20 protein-coding genes are annotated in these 24,701 nt (G+C 39.7%); 10 read left to right on the forward strand and 10 right to left on the reverse strand.

Annotated features, from left to right (window positions below; translation table 11 throughout):
- Nucleotides 1–7: 7 nt before the first annotated feature.
- Nucleotides 8–190, reverse strand: coding sequence for a helix-turn-helix domain-containing protein (locus tag QZ488_RS00315; RefSeq protein ID WP_293745633.1), 183 nt, complete (start codon nt 188–190; stop codon nt 8–10).
- 238 nt (nt 191–428) lie between these two features.
- Here QZ488_RS00315 and QZ488_RS00320 point away from each other — a divergent pair, with 238 nt between their 5' ends.
- Together QZ488_RS00320 and QZ488_RS00325 are read left to right on the forward strand one after the other, a co-directional pair.
- Nucleotides 429–1,019 (forward strand): YhgN family NAAT transporter, encoded by a 591-nt coding sequence (locus tag QZ488_RS00320; RefSeq protein ID WP_293745634.1) that lies wholly within the window; start codon nt 429–431, stop codon nt 1,017–1,019.
- 59 nt (nt 1,020–1,078) lie between these two features.
- Nucleotides 1,079–1,660 carry a YjaG family protein gene (locus tag QZ488_RS00325; RefSeq protein ID WP_293745635.1) on the forward strand — a complete coding sequence of 194 codons (582 nt, stop codon included), beginning with the start codon at nt 1,079–1,081 and terminating at the stop codon, nt 1,658–1,660.
- Between the two features lie 3 nt (nt 1,661–1,663).
- On the opposite strand, the gene rsmD is transcribed toward QZ488_RS00325, so the two are convergent.
- A complete protein-coding gene (rsmD, locus tag QZ488_RS00330; RefSeq protein ID WP_293745636.1) occupies nt 1,664–2,278 on the reverse strand; it encodes a 16S rRNA (guanine(966)-N(2))-methyltransferase RsmD in 615 nt (204 codons plus the stop codon).
- A 71-nt stretch (nt 2,279–2,349) separates the two neighbouring features.
- Here rsmD and ftsY point away from each other — a divergent pair, with 71 nt between their 5' ends.
- Genes ftsY through ftsX form a run of 3 tightly spaced genes read left to right on the forward strand, consistent with a single transcriptional unit; the run spans nt 2,350 to nt 5,483 of the window.
- Nucleotides 2,350–3,750, forward strand: coding sequence for a signal recognition particle-docking protein FtsY (gene ftsY / locus QZ488_RS00335; RefSeq protein ID WP_293745637.1), 1,401 nt, complete (start codon nt 2,350–2,352; stop codon nt 3,748–3,750).
- A gap of 8 nt (nt 3,751–3,758) precedes the next feature.
- Complete coding sequence (ftsE, locus tag QZ488_RS00340) at nt 3,759–4,454, forward strand: cell division ATP-binding protein FtsE (protein WP_293745638.1); 696 nt, start codon at nt 3,759–3,761, stop codon at nt 4,452–4,454.
- A gap of 48 nt (nt 4,455–4,502) precedes the next feature.
- On the forward strand, nt 4,503–5,483 hold the full coding sequence (gene ftsX / locus QZ488_RS00345) for a permease-like cell division protein FtsX (RefSeq protein WP_293745639.1): 981 nt from the start codon (nt 4,503–4,505) through the stop codon (nt 5,481–5,483).
- A 54-nt stretch (nt 5,484–5,537) separates the two neighbouring features.
- On the opposite strand, the gene QZ488_RS00350 is transcribed toward ftsX, so the two are convergent.
- Nucleotides 5,538–6,818, reverse strand: coding sequence for an ectonucleotide pyrophosphatase/phosphodiesterase (locus QZ488_RS00350; RefSeq protein ID WP_293745640.1), 1,281 nt, complete (start codon nt 6,816–6,818; stop codon nt 5,538–5,540).
- Nucleotides 6,819–6,925: 107 nt separating this feature from the next.
- Nucleotides 6,926–9,250 carry a DNA topoisomerase IV subunit A gene (gene parC, locus QZ488_RS00355; RefSeq protein WP_293745641.1) on the reverse strand — a complete coding sequence of 775 codons (2,325 nt, stop codon included), beginning with the start codon at nt 9,248–9,250 and terminating at the stop codon, nt 6,926–6,928.
- Nucleotides 9,251–9,466: 216 nt separating this feature from the next.
- Here parC and QZ488_RS00360 point away from each other — a divergent pair, with 216 nt between their 5' ends.
- Nucleotides 9,467–12,586, forward strand: coding sequence for a hybrid sensor histidine kinase/response regulator (locus tag QZ488_RS00360; RefSeq protein WP_293745642.1), 3,120 nt, complete (start codon nt 9,467–9,469; stop codon nt 12,584–12,586).
- On the opposite strand, the gene QZ488_RS00365 is transcribed toward QZ488_RS00360, so the two are convergent.
- The 3 genes from QZ488_RS00365 to QZ488_RS00375 form a co-directional block, all read right to left on the reverse strand.
- Nucleotides 12,583–13,266, reverse strand: coding sequence for a DUF2982 domain-containing protein (locus QZ488_RS00365; protein ID WP_293745643.1), 684 nt, complete (start codon nt 13,264–13,266; stop codon nt 12,583–12,585). The genes QZ488_RS00360 and QZ488_RS00365 overlap by 4 nt on opposite strands.
- 286 nt (nt 13,267–13,552) lie before the next feature.
- Entirely contained in the window at nt 13,553–16,681 is a 3,129-nt protein-coding gene (locus QZ488_RS00370) for an efflux RND transporter permease subunit (protein WP_293745644.1), read from the reverse strand.
- A 70-nt stretch (nt 16,682–16,751) separates the two neighbouring features.
- Nucleotides 16,752–17,621, reverse strand: a complete 870-nt coding sequence (locus QZ488_RS00375; protein ID WP_293745645.1) for an efflux RND transporter periplasmic adaptor subunit — start codon at nt 17,619–17,621, stop codon at nt 16,752–16,754.
- A 27-nt stretch (nt 17,622–17,648) separates the two neighbouring features.
- On the opposite strand from QZ488_RS00375, the gene QZ488_RS00380 reads away from it, so the two are divergent.
- On the forward strand, nt 17,649–18,629 hold the full coding sequence (locus QZ488_RS00380) for an Ig-like domain-containing protein (protein WP_293745646.1): 981 nt from the start codon (nt 17,649–17,651) through the stop codon (nt 18,627–18,629).
- A complete protein-coding gene (locus tag QZ488_RS00385; protein ID WP_293745647.1) occupies nt 18,622–19,056 on the forward strand; it encodes a hypothetical protein in 435 nt (144 codons plus the stop codon). Before QZ488_RS00380 ends, QZ488_RS00385 begins: the two co-directional genes overlap by 8 nt.
- A gap of 62 nt (nt 19,057–19,118) precedes the next feature.
- On the opposite strand, the gene QZ488_RS00390 is transcribed toward QZ488_RS00385, so the two are convergent.
- A complete protein-coding gene (locus QZ488_RS00390) occupies nt 19,119–19,436 on the reverse strand; it encodes a hypothetical protein (protein ID WP_293745648.1) in 318 nt (105 codons plus the stop codon).
- Nucleotides 19,437–20,015: 579 nt separating this feature from the next.
- Here QZ488_RS00390 and QZ488_RS00395 point away from each other — a divergent pair.
- Together QZ488_RS00395 and QZ488_RS00400 are read left to right on the forward strand one after the other, a co-directional pair.
- The gene (locus tag QZ488_RS00395) at nt 20,016–21,071 is read left to right on the forward strand and encodes an agmatine deiminase family protein (RefSeq protein WP_293745649.1); all 1,056 of its coding nucleotides are present in this window, start codon (nt 20,016–20,018) and stop codon (nt 21,069–21,071) included.
- On the forward strand, nt 21,064–21,957 hold the full coding sequence (locus QZ488_RS00400; protein WP_293745650.1) for a carbon-nitrogen hydrolase: 894 nt from the start codon (nt 21,064–21,066) through the stop codon (nt 21,955–21,957). The genes QZ488_RS00395 and QZ488_RS00400 overlap by 8 nt, the downstream gene beginning before the upstream one ends.
- Before the next feature lie 113 nt (nt 21,958–22,070).
- Here QZ488_RS00400 and QZ488_RS00405 read toward each other — a convergent pair whose 3' ends face one another.
- Together QZ488_RS00405 and QZ488_RS00410 are read right to left on the reverse strand one after the other, a co-directional pair.
- Nucleotides 22,071–22,679, reverse strand: coding sequence for a glutathione S-transferase family protein (locus QZ488_RS00405; protein WP_293745651.1), 609 nt, complete (start codon nt 22,677–22,679; stop codon nt 22,071–22,073).
- A 51-nt stretch (nt 22,680–22,730) separates the two neighbouring features.
- The gene (locus QZ488_RS00410) at nt 22,731–24,623 is read right to left on the reverse strand and encodes an extracellular solute-binding protein (RefSeq protein ID WP_293745652.1); all 1,893 of its coding nucleotides are present in this window, start codon (nt 24,621–24,623) and stop codon (nt 22,731–22,733) included.
- Between the last annotated feature and the right edge of the window lie 78 nt (nt 24,624–24,701).

The following is a 24,701-nucleotide window of genomic DNA, read 5'->3' on the forward strand; positions in this document are numbered from 1 at the left end:
AGGTGGCTTACAAGCCTCCTAAACGCTCAGCAAGTATCTTATATTTTTCAACAGCATCTTTTTCAAAAAGAGGGCTTCCATCAGCATCTTTTTCTGCCGAAGGTAGCAGACTCTCTCTTTCTAGTCTCTCAACTCTTACAATCTGAACACCCAGAAACTCGGCTACTTGCTCGACAGTCATCAGACTCATTACACAATCCTCTTATTTTCTAATTATATTTTGATGACTTAATAGTAAAGCGCAAAGCCTGAGTTTTGCTAGTACAAATTGCCATCTATTTAAATAAGTACAAATGAAATGAATCTTTTTGCACTGGGTTATTAAATCATCAAGCCATTGAAATTAAAACTATTTTTAGGGCATAAGGGTGAGATGTTATAAACTAAGGGAAAAGCAACATACTGTTACAGTCAATCAGAGAAACTCTATGGACACTTGGTCAGCTGCTATCACCTTATTTTTGATTATGGATCCATTGGGTAATTTGCCAGTGTTTATGTCTGTGTTGAAGACGATTGAGCCTAAACGAAGAAGGTTAGTGTTAGCTCGAGAACTATTATTCTCATTGATAATCATGTTTACATTTTTGTTCAGTGGGCAAGTTGTATTAGATTTTTTAAATGTCCGCCAAGAAAGTGTCAGCATAGCTGGCGGTATTATTTTATTCTTAATAGGACTAAAAATGATATTTCCACAACCCGGTGGCGTTGCTGGATTAGCGCCTGGGGAAGAACCCTTTATTGTACCATTAGCCATACCTATGATAGCTGGCCCATCGGTATTGGCAGCGCTTATACTATTAGCCAACCAAGACCATAATCGTATGTTAGATTGGTCAATGGCGCTGGGAGCCGCATGGTTAGCATCAGCTACCATTCTTATGCTTTCAAGTACCTTCCATAGATTGTTGGGTGAAAGAGGATTAACTGCAATAGAAAGATTGATGGGCATGATCCTGATAATGATTTCTATCCAAATGTTACTGGACGGCATTGGAAAATATTATTCCTTAGGGTAATTTCACCGTTAAGAATTTTCACTTAAATTACTTGCTCGCAAAACATTAATGAGAACACTTTGAACAAAAAATTAAATATATTTCAACAGGTTAGAGAACTAGAAGGTTGGCATGCAGTGGCATTTTCAGCCACACTTTTAGAACGGATGTTACCAAATTATGTGCTTTTTTGTGAAGCCACAGAATTTGCTGACCCTGCGCAATATCGCAATACCTTAAATGCAATTTGGGAATGGTTAGCCGTGCCTAAAGCTAAGATAAATTTTGCGGCTCAGTTAGAGAAAATTGAAGAACTAGTGCCTGATGCTAGCGACTTTGACAATTACGGCGTTTACCCAGCAATAGATGTCGCGATGTCTATGTCTGCCACCATTTTATTGATCCAAGGTGAAGACCCTCAAGGTGCAGTTGTGGTCAGTAAATTGTCCCAAGGTGGCGTAGAAGCCTTTATCGAAGCTAGCGCAGAACAAGACATTTCAGACTTAGATATTAAACAGCATCCGTTGATGTTATGGGAAATCGAAACTCAAAAAGAATTATTAGTCTTGTTAAATAATAGTCCTAAAAATGCCGACACTTGCAAACAACTTAAACAATTAGCTACCAGTGAAGGAATGAGCAATATTGGTTTAGAAATATAAACGTTAACTGTTGCGTTGGTAGACTCTAGCCAAAATCTGCGCACTGCGTTTTTCTTTAATGAGTTGCCAGCTTTCAGGTACTGAATAACCTATTCCGCCCCCTTCACATTCGATGTAGATAACTCCATCTATGGCTAGTAGGGATTTTTCAACAATACGTTCGATCGTTAAAGGAAGAAGATTTTGATTAAAAGGCGGATCTAAAAAGATTAACTCATAGGGCTGATTTAAGTTGTTTAGCATTTCTAGAGTATTGCCTTGAATGATTTTCGCCTGCTGCCCAGACAAACCCAATAATTGAATATTATCTGCTACTTTTTTTGCCACGTTTTTATCTAAATCAATAAACGTGCAATTTTTCGCATAACGCGACAACGCTTCAAATCCCAAACCTCCACTACCGGCAAATGCATCTAAACAACTGGCCCCAGAGGTATATGCCATCAACCAGCTAAATAACATTTCTCTATTTTTATCTGTAGTTGGGCGTAAGCCCTGAACATCGAGAACAGGTAATTTACGCCCACGAAAACGCCCACTGATAATCCGAACTGTGCCACTAGGTTTTGAGCCATCTACTTTTCGGCTCTTTAACGAATGTTTTTCGCCTCGCTTCATTTGGTATAGAAATGCTATTATTAAGAAATGATTTAAATAGTTTACCCAATTACCTAGGATTTCTCAGCGGAATGTCAAAGTTTTTCAAATGGCTCAAAAAAGATAAGCAACAAGAAGAGTCTCCTGTCGTCAATGATGCCCCTCTTCAAAAGACAGACGATCAAGTAGATTCAAAACCAGAATCATTAAAGAATGATAGTTCTGCCAATATTGATTCAACTCCACTCATCGATGAAATCACTCAGCCTGAACAAGTTAAAATAGAAAAAGATTTAGAGAACAATATCCAGGTAGATATTGAGATAGAGGAAGATCCAAAAGAGTTAGAAAATAATCATTCTTATAATGAAATAGTCTCTGAGGATTTTTCGGTTAAGACCAAAACAGATGTCGAACCAGAACCTGAAACACTTGTCACTGAATCAACCATCGAAAGTTCGTCTTCAATAGAAGTCACCTTATTAGCGGATGATCAAGCAGCAAAACAAACTATAGGTCCTCCCAAAATCGAACAACAAGATTCTGAAGATACTGGTTTTTTCAGTAAATTAAAGCGAGGGCTGTCTCGCACCAAAGAAAGTATCGGTAGCGGTATTGTTAGTTTATTTCGTGGTAAAGCGATTGATGATGAATTATTTGAAGAATTAGAAACCCAATTGTTAGTTGCTGACGTGGGTATGAACACCACAGTCAAAATAATAAAACAGTTAACAGAAAGTTCAGACCGTAAACAACTGAAAGACGGAGACGCTTTATACCAGTTATTAAAAGAGCAAATGGCCGACATATTGAAAAAAGTAGAGTCGCCATTAACGCTAAAAGCTGAGTCCGGCCCATTCGTCATTTTAATGGTAGGTGTAAATGGCGTAGGTAAAACGACTACTATTGGGAAAATGGCCAAACAATTTCAGCAGCAAGGCAAGAAAGTCATGTTAGCCGCAGGAGATACATTTAGAGCAGCGGCTGTTGAACAACTGCAGGTTTGGGGTGAGCGAAATAATATACCAGTAGTGGCACAACAAACTGGATCTGACAGCGCATCGGTTATTTTTGACGCATTTCAGTCGGCCAAGGCAAAAAATATTGATGTATTGATTGCAGATACAGCCGGTCGCTTACAAAACAAAGAACATTTAATGGAAGAACTTAAAAAAGTAGTTCGAGTTATAAAGAAAATTGCGCCTCAAGCTCCTCACGAAATTATGCTTACCTTAGATGCTGGTACTGGGCAAAATGCTGTTAGCCAAACCAAATTATTCAACGAAGCAGTTGGCTTAACTGGAATAAGCTTAACTAAATTGGACGGTACCGCAAAAGGCGGAGTGATTTTTGCGATTGCTGACCAATTTGACATTCCTATTCGTTATGTTGGGATTGGCGAAGGCATCGATGATTTAAGACCATTTAATAGCCAAGATTTTGTAAATGCATTATTTACCGAGTCTGAGAATTCGCAAGAACAAACGAACTAAGCCACGTTATGATTAAGTTTGAACAAGTCAGCAAAACCTATCCAGGCGGTCAACAAGCACTGAGAAAGGTCGATTTTCACATTGAGCCAGGCGAGATGGCATTTTTGACTGGCCACTCAGGTGCCGGCAAAAGTACCCTGCTGAAATTGATATCCATTATGGAAAGACCTTCTGTGGGCAAGGTTTTGATCAATGGTCACGATTTAAGCAAAATTCAAAGAAAACAAATTGCCTACATACGCCGCGATATAGGTATGATTTTTCAAAGTCACCAGTTGTTAATGGACAAAAGTGTGTTTGACAATGTGGCGCTGCCGTTAATTATTGAAGGTTATTCTCATAAAGAAACAGCGAAACGGGTTCATGCCGCACTAGAAATGGTGGGTCTAAGTGACAAAGTCAAAAATCTGCCCATTATGTTGTCAGGTGGTGAACAACAAAGGGTGGGTATTGCCAGAGCTGTAGTCAACAAACCTCCCTTATTATTAGCAGATGAACCAACTGGTAATCTAGACCCTAAATTATCAATGGAAATTATTCGGCTATTTGAAGATTTTAATCAAGCTGGTGTATCTGTGTTTATTGCCACCCATGACCTTGGACTGATTGCGCGAATGAAATATCGGACTCTGACACTTAAAAAAGGCCAGATGATAACCGATGGTTTAACTGACGAATTTCAAAGTGACGATCTGTATGTGTAACTTATTGATTGGTAGTGTTTTTATTTGCTCTCAAGTGAGGGTAAACAAATGAGCATATTGTTTAAAGGTAGGGTGCAAGGCGCACAAATATCTCAAATCTCTTCTTACCAACGTTTTATCATGTTTTTTGTCAGTCATTTCAGGCAAGCACTGGGTAGCTTAGGTGAGTTATGGCGCTCAAAGGCTGCATCACTGATGACAATTGGTGTATTAGGATTAAGTATAACTTTGCCCAGTACACTTTATGTCATGGTGAAAAACGCTGAGAATGTTAGTTCTGGATGGGAACAAGCATCACAAATTTCTTTATTTTTAAAAGAGAATTCCAGTCAGGGGGACATTGAACAACTATTAAAACGGATTCAACTTTGGCCTGAAATTGATTCAATTGACTATATTTCAGCAGACCAAGCACTTGAAGAATTTAAGCAGTTATCCGGCTTTGGTGATGCCATATCTTACTTAGATCAAAATCCATTACCAAATGTAATATTAGTCACTCCGACTAGCCGTTACGCCAGTCCTACAGCCGCTCGCTTACTATTAAACAAGTTGAGAGAAGAAAGAGAAGTTGATATTGGTAAACTAGATATTGAGTGGCTTGAACGCCTACATGCTTTGCTTAACGTAGTTAAAGACCTAGTGACAGTCATTGCCCTTTTACTGTTTCTTGCTGTTGTACTGATTATTGGAAACACGATTAGACTAAATATTCTTAGTAAAAAAGACGAAATATTAGTCATGAAACTGGTCGGTGCTACAGATGCATTTATTCAGCGACCGTTTATGTATACAGGTTTTTGGTACGGGTTTTTAGGCGGATTATTAGCTTGGGTAGCAGTTGTTTTACTTTTGTGGTGGATGAGTAGCAGTATTAGTGTTGTCAGTGAATTATATCAAAAGAGTTTCAATTTAACTGGGGCTGACGCTTCTACTTTTTTATTGATGTTAGGTTTATCAGTTTTCCTTGGCCTAACGGGTTCGTTACTTTCGGTTAGACGACATGTTCGAGAGATAGAACCTAAGTAACCTGAATGATGGATACCTAACCTCAATTACATATACAGAAACACATATTCTTTTTCAATGGTCAGCTGATGGTCGACAATCTTTTGCCATGAAATATTGCACCCTTTCAACATTTCCATCTGTCTTGGCAGGTTTAATATTCAGCGCGCAGGCCAATAAACCGTAGACTTCTATGTTATCAAAAGGTTTGGCCATCATTTCTTTCTCAAATGCTGGACCGTTGGCAATGAAGGTTGCATGCATCAACGGATCTTGATTGTCATAGCCATGAGTAGCGATAGAACGACCTAATTGAAGCATTGGTTGCGGCCGGCTTTTATCTCGACTGGCATAAATACTCCAGCCAGAATCAGCAAGCAACATCAGATCAGGTTCCCTTTGTGGGTGGTCAAAATGATAATTAGTCGGAAAATCACCACGACGCAGAACCCGCATATTGGGGTGTGCCTTATATAATTTTTGATATGCTGCATCCACTACTTGAGGTTGCGCATACAAATTTAGGAATGGCGCGTGTACTGAGTTTTTTTCATCTGACCAATCGGGTATGACAAAAGCAGATAAATCTAGCCATGAGTCAATATTGATCACTCGTTGGTCAGATAAGTTAGCCATTCCATGATCTGCCACAACGACTATATTTGTTTGTTCGCTAAGTCCTAATTTGTTTAGCCCTGCCAGCAAATCACCTATGTGTTTATCAACCTTAGCCACGGCTGCTCGTTCCTGGGATGAACCTACACCATATGTGTGCGATGCTGTGTCAACCGCCGAAAAATATAGAGTGACTAATCTTGGACTCTGCTTTTCGGGAAGAGCAAGCCAGCCTAAAACTTCTTCAACACGTGCAGAATAGTCTTTATCTTGTTGATATGGTTTCCAAAATGATGGACGGACACCATCAATTTCAACTTCTGAGCCGACCCAAAAATAGGTGGCCGTTTTTATTCCTTGTTTTTCAGCCGTTATCCAAATAGGTTCTCCTCCCCACCACTTTGGATCACTAACGTCTGTTTGCCGATTAAATTTTCTGCTTAGCTGGCGATCATACGGGTAGTTAGAAATAAAACCATGGTGTTTTGGATGTAAACCCGTTGCTAATGAATAGAAATTAACAAAGGTTTTCGTAGGCATCGCAGGGATCATATTAGCCCTAACACCAGTGTTTGCTAGAGCCTGTAAACTAGGTGCGGGCATGCGTTCAAGGGTGTCTGCGCGCAATCCATCAACACCAATCATAATAACAATAGCGTCTTCATTAGCTGCTGCAAAACGAATACCAAGGAAACCTATAAAAACAAATGTTAATAAATACTTAAATAAAACGTTCAACATTTATATTTGACCTTATCCACCAAAGTAAAAAGGAGGGAGAGAATAGAGAAATTTAGTAAGATAAAGAAGTGGATGAATTAATTCCATCCACTTTAAGGTTAAATCTGTTACATAAGCGGTGAGTCTGAATCATTCCCATCTGCAGGCTCGATTTCATCTGTTTGCGTAGGGGCTGTACCAGCGTTTTCGACTTCTACTCCATCTACTCGCTGTAATCCTCTAGGCAGTTTATTTCCTCTTCTTCCACGTTCTCCTTGATAGTGGGCAAGGTCCGCTGCAGTTAAGGTCATGCCTCGTTTACCGGCTAGAATTTTAACATTAGCCCCTTGCGGAACTACAGCCAATACTCTGACATACTCTTCTCTGGATTGTACTTTTGCTGACGGAATACTCAGTAACTTGTTACCTTTACCTTTACCTAAACTGGGCAAATCTCGTAACGGGAACATTAACATTCTGCCTTCGTTCGAAATAGCCAAACACCAATCAGTTTTGAGATCAGACACAGGTTGCGGACCAATAATTTTGGCTGCGGTGGAAAGCGATAAATAGGCTTTACCAGCCTTATTCTTACTAACCATATCGCTAAATTTACCGACAAAACCATAACCCGCATCAGACGCCATTAAATACTGCTGATCATCATTGCCCATGACTATATGTTCAACATTCTCGCCGCTGACGATATTAAATCGACCGGTTAATGGCTCTCCTTGGCTACGAGCTGAAGGCAATCCATGGGCATCACAGGAAAATGCTCTTCCTGAGGAATCAAGAAACGCAACTTGTTGATTACTTCGCCCTTTTGCACTGGCCTGATAGCCATCTCCAGCTTTGTAACTTAAACCTTCCACGTCCACATCGTGGCCCTTGGCACATCGAGCCCAACCTTTCTCAGACAACACTACTGTCACGGCTTCTGAAGGAATTAACTCTTTCTCAGACAAGGCTTTAGATTCACCTCTTTGCACTATTGGTGACCGTCTATCATCACCATAAATCTCTGCTGCTTCTAATATTTCTTTTTTGATCAGAGTTTTTAAACGTTTGTCAGAACCTAATAATAATTGCAGCGCATCACGTTCTTTGGCTAGTTCTTCTTGCTCTCCTTGAATTTTGACTTCTTCCAATTTAGCAAGATGACGTAGTTTCAAATCAAGAATGGCTTCAGCTTGAATATCCGATAAATTAAACTGAGTCATCAATTGCTGTTTAGGCTTTTCTTCATATCGAATAATGCGAATAACTTCGTCAATATTCAAAAAAGCAATCATTAAAGCTTCAAGAATATGCAGTCTGGCAAGTACTTTATCTAACCTGAACTGCAATCGACGTACAACGGTGTCTTTTCTAAATCTTAACCACTCAGTTAATATCATCCTCAAGTCTTTAACTTGAGGTCGGCCATCTAAGCCAATCATGTTGATATTAACTCTATAACTTTTTTCTAAATCTGTGGTGGCAAACAAATGTTGCATCAGTTGCTCTACATCTACACGATTAGAGCGTGGGGTAATTAGCAAGCGGGTTGGATTTTCATGATCTGACTCGTCACGTAAGTCACTGACCATAGGCAATTTTTTAGCCTGCATTTGCGCCGCGATTTGTTCAAGGATTTTGCCACCAGAGGCTTGATGAGGCAAAGCAGTGATAATAATGTCACCGCTATCTTCTGAATATACTGCGCGCATTCTGATTGAACCACGACCAGTTTCGTAAATTTTGGTTATATCTGCTTTTGGCGTGATTATTTCTGCATCGGTTGGATAATCAGGTCCCTGAACAAATTCTAATAACTCGTGTAATTCGGCTTTACTATTGTCTAGTAAATGGGCGCAAGCATTAGCCACTTCACGCACATTATGCGGAGGGATATCAGTTGCCATCCCAACTGCAATGCCAGTAATGCCATTTAATAAAATATGCGGTAAACGAGCTGGCAACACTTTTGGCTCATCTAAGGTACCATCAAAGTTTGGCTGCCAATCAACTGTTCCTTGACCCAACTCCGTTAACAGGACTTCACTAAATTTAGATAATCGAGACTCGGTATAACGCATGGCAGCGAAAGACTTAGGATCATCCGGTGCGCCCCAGTTACCTTGTCCGTCAACGAGTGGATAACGATAAGAGAATGGCTGTGCCATCAGTACCATAGCCTCATAACATGCTGAGTCGCCATGAGGATGAAATTTACCTAATACATCACCAACAGTACGTGCCGATTTTTTGTATTTAGCTGCGTTATTCAATCCCAGCTCAGACATGGCATAGACTATTCGTCTTTGCACTGGCTTCAAGCCATCACCAATATGCGGCAATGCTCTATCCATAATGACGTACATGGAATAGTTTAAGTAAGATTCTTCAGTGAATCGACGCATCGTTAATTGTTCGATACCGTCTTTATTGATAATGGTTTCTTGACTCATGTTGGACTTTTTTACCACTTATTCTTGTTTTAAATTGCATGTTGAAAGTGAACAACGCTACCTACGACATTATTCTACCGAATAGATTAACCTATAAATGGCAACGATTACATCATCTAAGTTTATCTTTCCTGATCAAAATTGAGCTAAGGTTTGCCATAAGTATTAGTCGGATGGTTTAATGTTGTGTAATGTCTCCCACACTGACTAAACTTGATGTTGTTCAACTTTTGCAGATTTATACTTTTAACTTTGTTGTCGCTTCCTCTATTGGCTATTGCGCAAGGAGAAGTACAGCTAATATCCACCGATGAAGTTGTTAGGTTATCTCCCCAACTAAAGCTATTTCGAGAAACAGATAATCCACTAGGACTTTTCGACGTTAAACAAAAATTGGATGAATTTGTTTGGCAACCCGGTGACAACCCAAACTATGGTTTCTCCGACAAAGGAGTGTGGCTGCATACCACTATTAGCAATGTTACCGATAACAAACAATGGGTAATCGATGTGGCATTCACTCAGTTAGAAAAAGTGGATATCTACGTATTGTTAGGAGATGAAGTTTTAGGTCATGCTAGTCAAGGTAAAATCCGTTCCAATCCAAGATTTCGTTTTCCAACTTTAAAGCTAGAACTGCCCTATGCACAAACAATTGACTTGTATGTGCGCATCGAAAGTCAACGTTCAGCATTAGTAGCGCCCGTTAATATTCAAGCGAATGATTACCACGAACAAATAAATTTCTATGACAACCTTATATGGGGGCTGTTCTACGGTGGACTTATTATGCTAGCCCTCTACAACTTAATTCTCTACGTTGAATTAAGGGAAGAAAGTTTGCTAGCATACGTAGGTTATATTTTTTCTGTTTTACTATGGCAGTTTGTCTGGGGCGGGCATTTACACTTATTACTCCCCCCCTCAATTACCACATGGGTTAGCTCCCACCCAGATTTGATCTTTGTAATTATTGGGATTTTTTCTGGATTGTTTACAATTTCGTTTTTAGAAATGGCTAAATCGGCTCCTAATTCATTCATTTATATCAAATATTGCATCGGCCTTTTAGTCACCTTGGGCCTATTATCAATACTAAATATATTGCCTCCTGCCTGGCAAACTGGATTAGTATATTTTGCTATTGTAGTAGCGATTGTTTGCTTCACTTATGCTGGGTTTGAAAGTTATGGCAATAACTTTTTTGCCGCTCGATATTTTATTTTCGCATGGAGTATTTTGGCTGGTTTTGCACTTATTGGTATGACGAGTCTTACGACCGTTCTGCCTTCAAATTTTTTCACGGCTTATTGTTTTCAAGTAGGGGTTTTCATTGAAGCTTGTTTATTCTCACTAGCCTTAATGGATAAAAGCCGCCATCGGTTGGAACAAGAGGTAGAACAAACTACAGAAGACTTAAGAAACAACATAGAACTAGTAGAAGAACAAAACGTGCGTTTAGATATTGCTCGTAAAGATGCCATTGCAGCAAGTAACGTAAAGTCACAGTTCTTAGCCAACATGAGTCATGAAATACGCACGCCTTTGAATGCCATTTTAGGCTTTAGTAAAGAGTTACATTCGGATTCATTACCGCCAGAAAAACAAGAACAAGTTAGTATTATTAATGCTGCGGCAGATAACCTACTCACCATTGTGAATGATGTGCTGGATTTTTCCAAAATCGAAGCTGGCAAATTAAAAATCAACAACCACCCATTTTCACCTAATGAAATGTTAGAAGATATGGTCAGTGTTATGGCTAAATCCGCTCATCTGAAAAATTTGGAATTTGTATACAACTTAGAGCCATTGCCGGAAAAACTGATTGGTGACAGCTACCGAATCAAGCAAGTGTTGAACAATCTTCTGGGTAATGCTCTTAAATTTACCGATCAAGGTTTTGTGAGTCTTTCAGCTTTTGGAAAGGAGCGAGAGCATGGCATATACGAACTAGTACTCAAAATTGAAGATTCTGGAATAGGTATAAGCCGTGAAGACCAAAGAAAACTATTTGCCGCTTTCTCACAAGTAGATGATGCTTTGAGCCGGTCATATCAAGGCACGGGGTTAGGTCTGGTAATCTGTCAAGAATTAGTCAAACTAATGCGCGGTGAACTCAGCCTACAAAGCTCACCAAGCTCAGGCAGTATTTTTACCGTCACAATTCGAGCCAACCTGCTAAATACCAATCTTTCACTTAGTCACGATAGCGAATGGCTAAACAAAAAAATCATCTATTTTGACCCATTTCCACTGTCTCGCCAGTGTGGTGTGAAAATACTGACATATTTGGGCGCAAGTGTGACTGGAGCCGAGTCATTAACTTACCTAAGAACATTGAAAGAGCATTATGATTTAGTTTTTATATGTGTACCAAACAACAAAGGAAACCTCTTACCTAGTATTATGGAAGCTACACGACACTTAAATACAGACAGTACTGTATTGTTGTATTCTGGCATCGAGTCTTTATCAAACCGCAGCGATTTATCGCAATATTTTTCTCACAAAATGCGTTTGCCGTTGACTCTAGGTAAGTTAAACAGCTTATTACGTGCGCCAGAAGAAAGTCCAACTGACAAATTACAGCAACGCTTAGCAGCATTACCGAATGCAAAAGTGTTAGCAGTAGATGATATGGAAATCAATTTACGCCTACTGACTACATGGCTTAAGAACACTAATTTACAGCTAACCTTAGCTTATAGTGGGGCAGATGCAGTTGCACATTGCAAAGAACATGAGTTTGATTTGATCCTGATGGATGTACAAATGCCAAACATGGATGGGTTAGAAGCAACAAAACAAATCCGCCAAACAGCTCTCAATTTAGGCACACCTATTATTGCAGTCACAGCACATGCATTTAAAGAAGAGCAAGATAGATTGCTCGCTTCAGGGATGGATGATTATCTACCTAAACCTATTAATTTGTCAGATCTAATCGACTTGATAAAACGCTGGTGTCAGATATCGGATCCGATTAATAAAGAACAACCTAGCTTTGACTGGTCACTTGCACTTAAACGCGCGAACCAAAATGAAGATGCAGCTAAGGACATATTGCAACAATTTTTGCAGCAGTTACCAGGATTAGTCGAGTCTATTGAGAAAACCAATCTAGCCGAAAACCATGCGGAAATGCAGGCAAAAGTACATCAGTTGCATGGAGCATGCTGCTATACAGGCGTGCCAAAAATGCTGGCTATATGTAGTGATATGGAAGGTGCATTAAAAAGACAACAAATTGAAGTCGCGAAATTAAGGGTTAGCAAACTAAAGAGTGAATCGATAAAGCTATTATTCGCAGTTGAACAAGCGAAAATTATTTAAGCAGTGGTTAATACTCGTTGTTGGCATTGACGTAATAAATCAACAAATTCCTGCTCTGGTCGATCCAACTCTGAACCAGCTACGAAAATATCATAACCTAAACGCGCTCTTAATTTAGTCATGCGATTAGCAAACATCGCTTGAATTCCTTTGTACTCAAGGCCATTGCTATCCTTAAAATAATCATGTTCTAACATATCGTCACTATGACAGGCGCCGGAGGCACATTCTTTTGATGAGGGCATGTCATGAAATAATAATGGCCGTTGTTCCATTAGGATATTTGTCATTAGCCTTGGTGACACTTCTTTTAAAAAGACTGAATAGTCTTTAATTTTAATGGCCACCATATCGAGTGGTGTAGACTCTAATCCATGACTGACTTTAGGCACATCAACACGCTGAATATTTTCCCAATCTAGCTGCCAATGACCATGTCGGTGCTTGTAAAAAATAGATGTTCTAGAAAGAAGAAAGCTGAACTGCGGTTCCCTATATTTGAACCAACCTATCAACAATGCCACCAGAGATACACTGGTTAAAAATATTCCAATTAAATACAAAGACTTAGGTAGCGCTGAAAAGCTAATACTAGCCAAACATAAACCAACAAGCCCAAGCAAAACACTAACAATCACATTACGTTTAGCTTGGCTCTTTATCTCAATGACATCTTGCATAGTAGGGCCTAATTACCTGTTGAGTTGAGTTAGGTTCAATTAAATTCACCCCAAAAACCAGAGGTAAAGAATACAAGTGAGTATTGCCCAAATGACCAAGGCTCTGATCCGTTTGCATCTTAAACAGTTAATATGCCACCAGCTCATCAGCGTTTTTCTAGCAGGTTTCATCCAATATCCAACAGCTGCATTTGAAGTTTTATCCTAACCCGCTAGAGAGATATCAAGCAACAACAAGTGTATCTATTTTATTGGTAGATTCCTGTTACTTCCCATCGAACTCAATCTAAACACTGTGTGCTGATTTACTTAATCTCGACACAACTAAAGGTGTAAACACTAATGATAAAATAACTGAAAAGCCCACTCCTCCAGCTAAAACCACTGCAAGGGGCGGCCAGAAAGTCCCTTCGCTAAATAACAACATTGGAATAAATCCGCCTACAGTCGTAAAGGTAGTAGATAAAATGTGTCGACTACAGCCCATTGTTTCTTCAACTATTTGCTGAATATTGCCTGCCTTTGCTTGTGGATTTGCATTAATCGCTGCGATCACCACAATTGAACCATTGATAGCAACACCAATGAGTCCCGCACATCCCAGCAAGGGATTAAAACCAATAGGTAGTCCAGAAAGCCAAAGACTAAACATACCTAAACCAACGGACAAAACAGCCACAGACCCAATAACTAAAGCCAAGCGTAAACTTCGAAAAGACAATATCAAAGTGGTAATCATCAACACCAGTAAAACAGGGGCGTATGTCACTAATTGACCAAGGGCCTCTTGCTGTTCGTCAGCGTCGCCTGCCAATTTAAAGCGATACCCTTTGGGCATAGTAAAATTCATATTTTCTAGTTTTACTAATACCTGCTTACTCACATCTATAGCAGTGGCACCAGGCAGTAAAAATGCCTCAACGTTATTCACTCGTTCACCGTTTTCCCGAGTTATACCAGCGACCGTAGGTTTTAGTAGGAAATCTCCTAAAGCTGAAACGGGTATCCAAACACCTTGGCTAACCAGTTTTTCACTCAACAAGGGCAAATTTTGGATCTGTGCAAGCTCTCCCCTGAGGTCATCCCCCACTCTAATTCTGATAGGAATTTCTTCGGTTCCTTCCAATATGGAGCCTCCTACTTTACCGTCCAACGCGTGTTGTAACTGTTGTGCTATGACAACTAACGACATTCCTGCCATTTGACTTACATCTTGTGTAGCGTCAAGTACCCACTCGGGTTCACCAAAAGTAACAGAAGCAATAGAATGAGAGATGCCTGGAACTTGTGACATTGCTAGCCTAACTTGCTGGCCCAAGGAATTTAGAATATTAATATCTGGCCCAAGTATCTTCAATCCGACAGGAGCCGAGATTGGAGGACCTTGGCCAAATGCTCGCACTATAATTTTAGTTTGAGGGTAAGCCCGATCAAGCTCTATTTGTAATTGACCAATGAGTGCTTTGGCGGCAGAAATACTGTTTGCTTTAACGACAGCGTTTGCATAATGGGATGAATTATCTTTATTCATGACTTGGTTATAATACACAGATGGAAATGAACCACCCACTAACCAACTTAGTTGCTCCACTTGTGGCTTGTTGCGGATATGTTCATCCACACTTTTAACCACTAATTGCGTCTCTTTAATTGCAGTCCCCTCGGGCATCCACAAGTAAATTTCAAATTGATCTCTATCCGCATTTGGGAAAAACACATTACCTAACTGCCCTGCCAAAATAAAGCCAGAAGCTGAAATAGCAATACATGCAACGATCCCTAATAAAGGTTTTTTAAGTGCCTTTTCAAGGGCGGCTCGGTACCCCAAACTGATAGAAGGCGCTTGTATACCAATAAAATACCAAGCGGACGACGACTCTAACTTTCTGGGTAAAAATCGGGCGGCAAGTGCCGCTATTATTGTGAGTGAAATAAATAACGAGCCAATCAGCGCCATCACCACACTAATAGCGATAGGTCCGATAAAATCACCAATGTTACCTGGCAATAGAAAAATCGGCATAAAACCTAAAATAGTGGTCAAAGTAGATGCTAATAAAGGTACAAATAGATGTTGAATACTTTGGGTTAACGCATCGATACGGCTGATAGCAGGATTAACTAGTTTACTTCTAATTTCATCAGTAATAACGATAGCATTATCAATCAGCAAACCAATGGCGATGATGATGCCAAAAATTGACATTTGATGAATTTGTTCATCAAAAAAGCTCAGTGAGAAAATAGCAAACGCGGCACACAAAGGTAGCGACAAACCGACTATCCAAGATGCTCTTATGCCCATAAAAATGAACACCATAGCCATTACCACTAAGCAACCTAACATTAGGTTTATTGTTAAGTCAGATAAACGTGACTCTGTATAAATATTCTGTTCAAACACTATATCTGCTTGTACAGTTCCACCATATTGACGAGTAAATTTATCAACAATATCTTTTGCATTGTTTGTCCAAGTATCCACTCGTAGGGTGGTTTGCATCCTTGATGCTACAAAAATCACCTGCTGTCCATCGACCATACCAATGTCATTAACCGGCAGCCTGGCCCCTCTTTTTACTGTGGCTATGTCGCCTAAACGCAAATACCCACCTTGTTCAGATGTACGTAATGGCAAGTCTCTAATTGTAGATACACTGTCTAACTCCTGAGCCACCTGCATTCGCATATTTTGTTCATTCGAGTACATCATTCCAGCTGGAATTTTGGGGTCAGCACTTGTAATAAGATCACTCGCTTGGCTGATACTTAAACCCGAACTTGTCAGTTGCTGAGGGTCAATAGTGACTTGAATTTCCTCGTTCAATTCTCCGTAAACTCTGACTAACTCAGTCCCGGGTACATTTCGCAGTTGGTCTGATAAATGCTCTGCCATGCGACTAATCATCGACATAGGTGTCGCATACCCTGGTGCAGATTTAAGACCCACAATTAGGGTGAAAGCGGTCGCCCCTCTGCGCTCATCAAGAAAAGGGTCACCTGCACCTTGAGGAAACTTAAGTTTTGCGTTATTCAGTCCATCACGGATTTTCGAAAAAATTTGTTCGTTGCTGCTATTGTCGACCCAAGCTTGTAATTCAAGAGAAACAATAGACGTACCTGAACGTGACGTAGAGTTTATTTCCTTCACTTCGTGTAATTGTCTTATTTCATCTTCAATTACATCTGTGACCAATGCTTCAACTCGTTCGGAAGATGCACCTGGATAGGGTGTAATGACCAACACGTTTCGATTGTCGATTCTAGGATCTTCTAACCGTGGGATATTGTTAATTGCCGACACACCCGCCACCACCAGTACCATGATACTTAACACTAACAAGTGTCCATTCCGGAAAAATAGACTATACCAAGGGTATTGAGGTTGATTGTTTGGCTGTAGTGACTGTGACATTACAAAACACCTAACTGAATACTAGCCAGTGAGTTATCACCTACTATCACTTTTTCCCAGGTACTATGCGCTAAACACCTTCAACCACTACTGTTTCGCCATCATTTAGTGCTCCTCGTACAAAGGCTTTTTTATCATCTGCATGTACCATTTCTACGAGTTTGGCCACCAATCGGTGTTCACCATCTTTGAACTCAACTACAAACAGACTCCATAATCCTCTGACACCACTGACTAAGGCTTTTCTAGGCACCCAAAATCCCTGAGCCTGTATTTCGCTGCTGATATCTATATGTAATATGTCACCGGGAATAATTGCAAGGTTTTGCTCATTCAATCCAATGATGACATCAACGGTGCGCGTATCTAACCTTCGCTGCTGAGCGATTGATTTAACCTGTCCTAACACCTGATCTGAATGAGCCGCCAGAGAGAGTGTTTGGCCGACAACAAATTTATTCGCATGGTCTGCAAAAACAGCAAACCTAACCTCCAACTTTCCATTCTTCTGCAAACTAAATAAGGTTTGTCCCGCACCAACCACAGTGCCCTCATCAACTAAACGGCTAACGATATTGCCATCAAAAGGGGCCAATAATTTAGTTTTATCAATCTCAACTTGTAAACTTTTTTTACGGGCTAAAACCTCATTTACAAAAGCGTTAGCTGCATTAACCGATTCTGTTGATTCATCCAAAAGTTGCACGGACTCTAATTTTTTATCGACTAAATCAGTGACTCGTTTTAATGACAGTTCAGCCAAATTCTGTTCTGATTTGGCTCGATTCAAAATGGCTGACAATTCACTCATTTTAGCCACAAGTCTTTGGTCATCTACTTCAGCCAGTAATTGGCCTTGCTCCACCATTTGACCTTCATTAACCAAAATACTAACCACACTACCCGCTAAATCAAAACCTATAGCGGCGTAGCTAAACAAGACGTTACCGTTAATGTGGTAACGGGTTTGCAAAGTTTTAGTATTGACACGCCTACTCAGTGGCAGGGTTTGGCCAATCAAAACGTCACTTGGCAAGTAGCAGATAGTAACGATACACCTCTAAATTGTTCACATGTGGATATTCTTTTAGATAGCGATGGCCAACAACAATTTGATATAACCTTGGCATCACAAACCGTCAACGATGGTTCACATCAAATTATTGCGCCTAATGTGAATAGTGATAAAGCCCGCCTAATGCTTAAATGCAGCGACAATGTATTTTACAGTGTCACCAACCAAGCTTATTCCATCACTAAATCCGTTCCAATCAGTCCGGTAATAAACGGACAGAATATACTGAACATAGACGAAGACACCAATAAGACAATTGAGTTTACCGACTTGCAGGTAACTGACCCCGACTCTTCGTACCCTGAGGATTTTACTTTAAGCATACAAAATGGTGATAATTACAGTTTCGATAACCAGACATTAATACCTGATGCTAATTATCATGGCCTGGTAAACGTCAATGTAATAGTGAATGATGGTCAATTAGACAGTGATGTGTTTACCCTTGAAGTATCTGTCAATCCCATAAACGATGCGCCAATCGCAAATGATGACAGAGTGTCAATAATACAAGGCAGTGCAACACTCATCATAGATGTTTTGGCAAATGACACAGATCTAGATAATGACCAATTAGACATTGTGTCAATTAATTATAATGGACAAGGTGTCGTTAATTTATCTAGTGGACAGCTTACCTATACCCCTACTTCTAGTTTTACTGGCACTGAATCAGCTACTTATGTAATAACAGATGGTAACTTGTCTGCCCAAGGGATGATCAGTATACAGGTTAATGCCAGTTCAATAGTGCCACCGAATAACACCGGTGGTTCTGGTGGCGGTAGCATTTGGTTGTTATCTGTTTTGTCTTTTTTATGTTTTTCTGTAAAGCTTATAGTTCGTCAAAGAGTCAAGGGAACTTATGAATAAGCCTCTATCTAAGTGCATACTGTGGATTTTCAGCGTTACATTGGTGTTAGGTTGTAGTCAAACTAAATCTATTACTCAGCAAGAAACCAGTGACAACATGCAAAACAACTCTACAGATGAGTCACAAAACATGGTCAATTTGGATCCTAAATGGTTGGATTACTCCGATCCTAAAGCCGACGCTAACTTAGCCATTCAAAATAATCAGCTACAGCTGTTAATCTTTTCAGGTAGAGGTACTTCGTTTCCGGGACTTGAGAATCAACAAACTCAAACCCTTAAACAAACATGTGGCCAGCAATTTTTACCTGGCAGCTCAGATGTAGTAACCTCCGAAAATGAATTAGATCACAGAAAAAAACTGTATAAGTATGCCGCTACCTACAACCTGATAGTCGCAAAAGCTTGCAAGAAGGTTAGTGAGTAAATTGAGCCCATAATCTGCGATGCAAATTATGCACTCTCATTTTTTCTTACCGCGACTTCATTTCATTTTGCATCAGAAAGATATTCAGATACTTCCGATGCTTTTCGCTTCTCTGAAAATGAGACTAAATCGCTACCATTACAAGTCATCCCATCGGCTGCAATAAGTTTTTTCAAAACACCTTGAGGACTGTTGGCCACTTGACCAACTTTACTTCGCACACTGCGTTTAAGCAGATTGACATCGTCTTTAACTACCGCTTCGCAAAAATTACTGAATGCCAAATCCCCAGCATATTTCACCTTGCTATCGGACGTACCGAGCTTTGCACTGGCATGAAGTGCACAAAAAGCCATTGATAGTGCTATTAGTTTTTTCATAAGTGTTCTCCAGTTAATTCACAAATACGGCTACAAACCGTGATTAATTTATGACTTATCCGGCAAGAATGTTCTGTGGTTTTATTGTTGATAACTAGTAAAAGTGATGTAAAACAAATAGTTAACTTTATGTGACAACCATAACTAATTGAAAAACAGTGGCTTTTCGAAACCACTTATATTGAAAACAACTACAAAAATATATTTCCGATAAAATTCAGTCTAAAAAAATAATAAATAAGCACTTAAAAATCCTAGCAAATCTAGGGTTGTTACTCTCCGTTAACAAATTTCACGCCATCACATAAATTTTTAGGCCAATATCCATCATCAAGTTGAAGAACTGAGCCATTAGACGCTACCAGCTTTGTACTCGTTTCCTTTCACATGCAAAGATGACTGTTTCAAAATCAGTTGAAATAAATGTTGAAGCTTAGGGGCTGTTGATCTTTCATATGTACATATGAAAGATCAACAGCCCCTAATTAAGTTAATTTTTATCTACATACATAAAAGCAAAACAAGACGGCAAGTAATGTTGCTATTATAATCCTCAAAAATTTACAACGAACAAACTGCATGACTGAAAACTACCAACTGTTACCCGAATGGGCGCAACAAGACGCCGTGATGCTGGCATGGCCTGATAAAAGCACCGATTGGCAACCTTGGCTGAGCGAAGTAAAAAGCGTTTACCTGAAAATAATTGAAGCGCTCAATCAAGCAAATACTAATGTTGTGTTGTTGGTTCGTAGTAGCGAAATTAGTGATTGTTTGGATAGGCTTAAAAAATCTCAAAAAGTATTGATAGTAAGCGCTGACTATAATGATACTTGGATCAGAGATTACGGCTTTTTAAGCTGTGCCAATGAATCTGGTCTTCAACCTGTCGAGTTTATCTTTAATGGTTGGGGGCAAAAATTTGATGCCAGTAAAGACAATAAAATAAATCAGAATGTACTGAGTCGGCTTTGTCAGCAACCCATCAAATCCTTTGATTTAGTGGCTGAAGGAGGCGCCCTTGAAATTGACCAAAACGGTTTGCTGCTGTCTACCGAGCTTTGCCTAACTAACCCTAAACGAAATGGTGGAAAATCCATTGATTCATACCAGAAAGATTTTCAGCAATTTCTTGGGGCTAAGCAAAGTATTATTTTACAAAATGGTCATTTAGAAGGTGATGATACAGATGGGCATATTGATACCTTAGTTCGTTTTACCCCTAATAGCGGTCTAGTTATCCAGTCAGCCTTTAATCGTCCAGACGACAGTCATTTTCAAGGTTTAGCCGCCTTAGTTAAAGAATGTCAGCAACATATGCCCTCGCATGAAATCTTTGAGTTGCCTTTGCCGTACATTGTCAATCCACAAGGCGAAAGACTGCCCGCTTCTTACGCCAACTTCTTAATTTCCAACCAACATATTTTGTGCCCTATTTATCAACAACCAGAAGATAAATTGGCAATACAAATTATGCAAAATGCCTACCCAGAGTTTTCAATTGTGCCAATAAATTGTCTGCCTTTAGTCCAACAATTTGGTAGTTTGCATTGTATAAGCATGCAAATACCTTGTGGCATACTTAAACCAGAAGTATTACAGTCCTTTAACAATGGAGTCAGCGTATATGAATAAAAGCAGCTTAAAGGTTGGTGTGGTTCAACAAGCCGTTTCCAGTAATGACAAAGATGTGAACTGGGCGCGAAGTGCTAAGCAAGTTAGCACCTTAGCTGAACAAGGTTGCGAATTAGTGATGTTGCAAGAATTGCACAGTACATTGTATTTTTGTCAGCAAGAAAACACCGACTTATTCGATTTAGCAGAACCTATTCCTGGCGCTGCCACTGACTACTTTTCTGATCTTGCTGCCAAATTAGACATCGTTCTTATCACGTCATTATTTGAAAAACGTGGATCAGGCCTGTATCACAATACTGCTGTGGTATTTGATCGCCAACTCGGTTTAGTTGGCAAATATCGCAAAATGCATATCCCCGATGACCCCGGCTTTTACGAGAAATTTTATTTTGCGCCTGGTGATCTGGGGTTTGAACCTATTCAAACTAGTGTGGGCAAGCTTGGTGTATTGGTATGTTGGGATCAATGGTATCCAGAAGCCGCTAGATTAATGGCAATGGCAGGGGCAGATATGTTGTTTTACCCCACTGCGATAGGCTGGGATAAAAACGATACACCAGAAGAACAGACTCGCCAACATGATGCTTGGCAAACCATTCAACGTTCTCATGCAGTAGCCAATTCATTGCCCGTAGTAGTGGCAAACCGAACAGGATTTGAAGCCTCACCAGTTGCAGGCGATCCCGGTATTCAGTTTTGGGGACAAAGCTTTATTGCTGGCCCACAAGGTGAAATATTAGCACAAGCGAGTAGTGACAAAGAACAAAACTTACTAGTTGAAATCGATCTTAAGCGTACAGAACAAATCAAACGCATTTGGCCGTATTTTAGAGATCGCCGAATAGATGCTTATGCTGACTTAAGCAAAAGATGGCGCGATTAAGAGCCGATCTACTAATACAATCAAGCAGTTTTAGCATTGGCTAAAACTGCTTGATTCGGTGAAAAACAGGACAGAGTCTTGCTAAGAAAACTCAACAACAGTTTTGTCTAAACTTATGCTTTAGCACTTGGACGACTACTCACGGCAGCGTACCATCGTTGCAGATTGGGTTGGTTGTCAGCAATTTTAATATTCACTACTCGTGCAAAATCCACAGCACACATAGCAGTAATATCAGCTATGGTGAATCGGTCAGCTGCTATAAATTTTGATTCAGCTAAACGCTTTTCTAGGACCTTAAGAAAACCTGCAGCGTTTTTACCTGCCACTTCACCGTATTCTTTAACGGGTGTCATACGGTCTTTGAAGTAACCGGTTGTATGTTGGAAGCACATTCCCACTTGACCAAAAAAGTACAACTCAACTTGTCTATGCCACATGTCTATAGTTGCTTTTTCTAGAGCATCTTGTCCCAACAGATTGATTTCAGGGTGCAACTGTTCAAAGTACAAACATATCGATGCACCTTCACTAATACAAGTGCCATCATCAAGTTCAAGAATCGGTATTTTACCCACGGGATTTTTTGCGCGCATCTCGGGTGATATATTTTCACCACTTTGTAAATCCACTTGTACGTATTCCATTGGAATATTTTTTTCAGCTAAAAAAATTCGCACTCGTCTTGGTGATGGCGCAGTTTTGGTATCGTATATTTTCATATGTTTTATTCTTCGTTGTTGGACTCACAAAGGTTAAATCCAAAGTGAGTATTAATTTAACCAATAGCGTTTTCGAAAATTTTCATAGGCAGGTGTAAGTTTAAAATCTTTTAGCCCTTGGTTAACTTTATCAAGCAAACTTTTATGTTTTTTATGTATAAAGTGGTAAAACGGCATAGTTAAAATGCTCTGATAATGACTAGTACCCAACTGCTCCTTATAGTAGGAAGCATCTATCGCCGATAAGATCATATAGTCTAATTGTTCTGACGTGTATTCCTTCAGCATAGAGGTGGTTGTTAAGTAAACCTGCTTGGAAACCTTTTGTTCTTTCCACCAATCTTTAAGAACCAACGCGTCAATACTTATTCCAACCTTAGCATTAGGCTGCATTGAGCTTAAACAGCTCTCTTTCGAACGACACACCAAATAAAGCGATGTTTCGACTAATGGTTCGGGCACCTGTATCAAGTATTCAGACGTGCTATCAAAAACACCAGCTCGTACTAGCTCACCATCAGCCCCAAATCGAAAAGAGTTCAAGTTTTCTGCTAGATTTTTATAACGTGTAATTGAAACGTTGTAACCTAACTCATGATAAATTGCAGCCAGCACATTTGATGCGAAAAAAGTGCCACGAGAGCCAGTAAATGATGAAAATTCAAGTAACTTCTCTGGTACTCCGTAAACTACTTTTTGATTAGTCGAATGAACAAATTCTTGGCCTAACATCGCTCCTTCAAATGCTGATGACTCCCCATTCAAAATAGACTGTGCGATGCTGTTAGCTAGATTATCCGCATATTGTGATTCCGTATCACGGTCGAAAAACTGCACCAACTGAGAGCTTTTACGTAAACTTTGTAATCCGATTGAAGCTCGTTCACTCAAGCCTTGACCATCAAATTCAGGGTACACAGGTAAAAAACCTAAACCAGTGGCCAAAAATTTGTTTGTTACAGGTTGAACTAAAAAATTTAGCAGAGCAGGCAAATAGGTATGGTTCTTCGACGCCAAAGGAACAACAAACAAATCAATTGGGGCAACAGCTGGGTATTGAGTTTCAATTTGAGTATGAGGAAAAGGAAAGTACCCAATCTGAGAAGAGTGCTCAGGTTTAATTTCAGTCTCGGCAAATTGCCCCATCAAAGTCATAGCTACTTGTTGGCGTAATAACAATGTTATGGTTTGCTCCCATCGCCAACTATGGTCAGGCGCAAAAAAATAACCATAATCCAATAACGTTGAAAACTGATCAACAACACTTGCAACACTCTTGCGACTCACACTAGCGTATTCAGTTATTTCTTGACGGGTATTAATACCACCATTATCTAAAGCTAAAAAATCAATCCACGCTAAAAGCGGCCATCCTTCTTGATTTGCTTGAACCAGTGGTGCAACGCCTTGCTTTTTTAGTTTGCTACATATGGCTAAGAATTCAGCCCAGGACTTAGGTGGTAAAATTGCATGATTGGCAAAAACCTCTTTACTGTAATAAAACCCCCAAGGATAATAACCAAAAGGGATAGCTTGGTAGGAGCCGTTTATATTGACTGCTTCAAGCAATTGAGAGTTTATATTTTTTGTTAGCGTTTTTTTGTCAATTAATGAGTCAATAGGTAACAGCAACTCTTGTTCAACAATGTCGTCCAAGCGCTTCCCAGCTTGCCAATGAATTAGGTCGTATTCACCACTTTCCAACCAGCTTGAAAGCTTACTTTTAAGACCTTGGTCACTATAAAAATCCACATTGACTGTTAATTGTGATTGAGAGCGGTTAAAACGGCCAAATAGCTCATCATAAAGCGCAATTTGTTGTTTGTTTATCGCTAGCACAGCAACCGAAATTTGTTTCGATTTGGCATAAGATACTGAATGAGTTAACGTAATAAACCCTAACAATAAGCTAAGTGCAGATAGTGAAAATAATCTTTTATTCATATTCGATAATATAGCCTAATTAATTTAGCGAAATCAGTTATTAAGGAATATGGTTAAGACCAATTTAGCTAGTCATAA

It is taken from the genome of uncultured Paraglaciecola sp. (assembly GCF_913020055.1).
Taxonomy (GTDB): domain Bacteria; phylum Pseudomonadota; class Gammaproteobacteria; order Enterobacterales; family Alteromonadaceae; genus Paraglaciecola.

Coding starts and splice junctions, on each gene's coding strand:
- QZ488_RS00315 (WP_293745633.1), bottom strand. CDS start 190: ATGAGTCTGATGACTGTCGAGCAAGTAGCCGAGTTTCTGGGTGTTCAG.
- QZ488_RS00320 (WP_293745634.1), top strand. CDS start 429: ATGGACACTTGGTCAGCTGCTATCACCTTATTTTTGATTATGGATCCA.
- rsmD (WP_293745636.1), bottom strand. CDS start 2,278: ATGAAGCGAGGCGAAAAACATTCGTTAAAGAGCCGAAAAGTAGATGGC.
- ftsY (WP_293745637.1), top strand. CDS start 2,350: ATGTCAAAGTTTTTCAAATGGCTCAAAAAAGATAAGCAACAAGAAGAG.
- ftsE (WP_293745638.1), top strand. CDS start 3,759: ATGATTAAGTTTGAACAAGTCAGCAAAACCTATCCAGGCGGTCAACAA.
- ftsX (WP_293745639.1), top strand. CDS start 4,503: ATGAGCATATTGTTTAAAGGTAGGGTGCAAGGCGCACAAATATCTCAA.
- QZ488_RS00350 (WP_293745640.1), bottom strand. CDS start 6,818: ATGTTGAACGTTTTATTTAAGTATTTATTAACATTTGTTTTTATAGGT.
- parC (WP_293745641.1), bottom strand. CDS start 9,250: ATGAGTCAAGAAACCATTATCAATAAAGACGGTATCGAACAATTAACG.
- QZ488_RS00360 (WP_293745642.1), top strand. CDS start 9,467: ATGTTGTTCAACTTTTGCAGATTTATACTTTTAACTTTGTTGTCGCTT.
- QZ488_RS00365 (WP_293745643.1), bottom strand. CDS start 13,266: ATGCAAGATGTCATTGAGATAAAGAGCCAAGCTAAACGTAATGTGATT.
- QZ488_RS00370 (WP_293745644.1), bottom strand. CDS start 16,681: ATGTCACAGTCACTACAGCCAAACAATCAACCTCAATACCCTTGGTAT.
- QZ488_RS00385 (WP_293745647.1), top strand. CDS start 18,622: ATGAATAAGCCTCTATCTAAGTGCATACTGTGGATTTTCAGCGTTACA.
- QZ488_RS00390 (WP_293745648.1), bottom strand. CDS start 19,436: ATGAAAAAACTAATAGCACTATCAATGGCTTTTTGTGCACTTCATGCC.
- QZ488_RS00395 (WP_293745649.1), top strand. CDS start 20,016: ATGACTGAAAACTACCAACTGTTACCCGAATGGGCGCAACAAGACGCC.
- QZ488_RS00400 (WP_293745650.1), top strand. CDS start 21,064: ATGAATAAAAGCAGCTTAAAGGTTGGTGTGGTTCAACAAGCCGTTTCC.
- QZ488_RS00405 (WP_293745651.1), bottom strand. CDS start 22,679: ATGAAAATATACGATACCAAAACTGCGCCATCACCAAGACGAGTGCGA.
- QZ488_RS00410 (WP_293745652.1), bottom strand. CDS start 24,623: ATGAATAAAAGATTATTTTCACTATCTGCACTTAGCTTATTGTTAGGG.